The organism is Moorena sp. SIO4E2 (assembly GCF_010671945.1).
Taxonomy (GTDB): Bacteria; Cyanobacteriota; Cyanobacteriia; order Cyanobacteriales; family Coleofasciculaceae; genus Moorena; species Moorena producens.
In genome coordinates this window covers 1-1921 of sequence record NZ_JAAHIE010001019.1, presented here as the reverse complement: position 1 = coordinate 1921, position 1921 = coordinate 1, and the positions used below count along the sequence as shown (strand labels likewise).

Here is a 1921-nt window from a genome sequence, read left to right as displayed (position 1 = left end):
ATTAGAGCTAGCTGCATCAATGGTGATGCCGCCACTTTCAACTTTAATCTTGCAGGTGCCGTTATCAATAGTGATATTACCACCAGATAAAGCCACAGTACATTTTTCATTTTTCAGGGTGGCATCTCCTCCTTCCAGGGTGACATGGCACTTTTCGTTGGTGAGATCAATTTTCTGATCATCGACAGTAATCACCTGCTTCTCATTTTTACTAGTAACAGTAACTACCCCCTCCTGATCAATTTTAAAACTACCCCCCTCTTTCAGGTTATTTTGTAGGTAGAATTCCTTTTCTTTGTTGACAGGGGGTTGGTCTTGGTCATTGTAGAGCCGACCAATAATCACAGGAGCATTGAGATTACCCCCAATAAAGGTAACTAACACCAAATCTCCCACATTGGGAATATTAACCAGTCCTAAATGGGGAGTTGCTACTGGCACTTTCCGCAGTTCAAAGTCTTTGCCGTCTGGCTGTTTTTTGTTCTTTAACTTAACTGAACATTGGTAGTTGTCCTTGTCACTCTCAGAGGTATGGGGAAACACCGCTGTCACAATGCCCAACTCAGTAGTGTAAACTTTACGTGCTTCCTGCTGAGCAACTTTCTGCATTACTCCAACAATCGAGTCTGTCACACTTCCTCCCAATCAATTACAGTACAAAAACCACTACGGCGATTGAGACGGTGGCTTACTCCCGTCACTTTGAAGCTACCATTCAGGGTAGCCATCGGCATTTTTGACACCTTGATCTCATCTCCTAGCTTGACATTAGCATTACCTAGCACCTTAATTTCACCCCGTTGCTTCTGGCGCTGCTTAGCCAAAACCGCCTCAGCCATTTTCTGAGCAACTGCCTGGGTACGAGCTGTGGGGTCAGTCAGTCGTAGAGTAGTGATACCAGAACCGGAACCAGCAGTACCCTTAACCTCCTTTTTGGTTAGCCAAGAGTACGCCTGTTCTCCTTGTCCTTGACTGCTGGGACTTTCTCCATAAATTTCCACCTTCTCAACCCCAGGATGGGGTTGCTCCAATTCCAAGGCCAGAATGTCTTCCCCATACTTGAATTGATGGCTACTGGCAGGTTTATATTTAGCAAATACAGCTTTGTCTTGGGTGTTGGCATAGAAATCAAAGCCACATTGTTGTGCTAAAGTTTCGAGATGGTCATAAGCTGACATCAAATCTCCCACCCCATAGACCGAAAATTTCAGACCATTCTCCACTTGCCCCACCTTCACCTTGCCCCACTTGAGAATATCTTTGACAATATCCCCAGCATTCGGTTTTTCGTAAACCCGATTTAACCGAGCTGCGGTTAAACTCCCAAAAGTGCTGGCAGCCTCAATCCTGACACGGTCAATGCTCCAGTCTACCCTACTAACCTTACCGGTAAAGACTAACGTTTGCTTATTCTCATCGCCCAATTCCACCGATACCAGCTCTTCTGGACTGATAGTTAAACCCTGTGGCAACCCTAGAACAAGACAGCAGGTATTCACCGGAATAGTTAACTCACTATGCGATCGCAACTCAATGAGCTGCGTTTGTTGCCCTGCGTTACAGACAACGCTACCAATTTTAATGGTGTAACCAATTTTTAACATCAGGGGAATGGGTAATAGGTAATAGGTAATAGGTAGTAGGTAGTAGGTAATAGGTAATAGGTAATGGGTAATGGGTAATGGGTGATGGGTGATGGGGAATAGGTAATAGGTAATGGGGAATGGGTAATGGGGTGCATCTCACTTTTGTAAATGTTCGTAGGGTGCGTTAGGGACGGGGGAGCCATTATTGTATTGGTAGCCAGTGTTAGGACAATCCGTCCCGTAACGCACCATCTGGTCAAACGGCAAAAATGAGATGCACCCCATTACCCATTCCCCATTACCTATTACCTATTCCCCATCACCCATCACCCATA

3 protein-coding genes are annotated in these 1921 nt (G+C 45.3%); all 3 read right to left on the bottom strand.

The window, feature by feature from the left end; all coding sequences use genetic code 11:
* Positions 1 to 633, bottom strand: a 633-nt coding sequence (locus F6K37_RS40130) for a phage baseplate assembly protein V (protein WP_287256847.1), incomplete at its 3' end; no start/stop codon positions are given.
* Positions 630 to 1604 carry a hypothetical protein gene (locus F6K37_RS40125; RefSeq protein ID WP_008184362.1) on the bottom strand — a complete coding sequence of 325 codons (975 nt, stop codon included), beginning with the start codon at positions 1602 to 1604 and terminating at the stop codon, positions 630 to 632. The genes F6K37_RS40130 and F6K37_RS40125, both read right to left, overlap by 4 nt.
* Entirely contained in the window at positions 1579 to 1746 is a 168-nt protein-coding gene (locus F6K37_RS40120) for a hypothetical protein (protein WP_154659787.1), read from the bottom strand. The genes F6K37_RS40125 and F6K37_RS40120 overlap by 26 nt, the downstream gene beginning before the upstream one ends.
* Positions 1747 to 1921 lie beyond the last annotated feature (175 nt).

Coding starts and splice junctions, on each gene's coding strand:
- F6K37_RS40125 (WP_008184362.1), bottom strand. CDS start 1,604: ATGTTAAAAATTGGTTACACCATTAAAATTGGTAGCGTTGTCTGTAAC.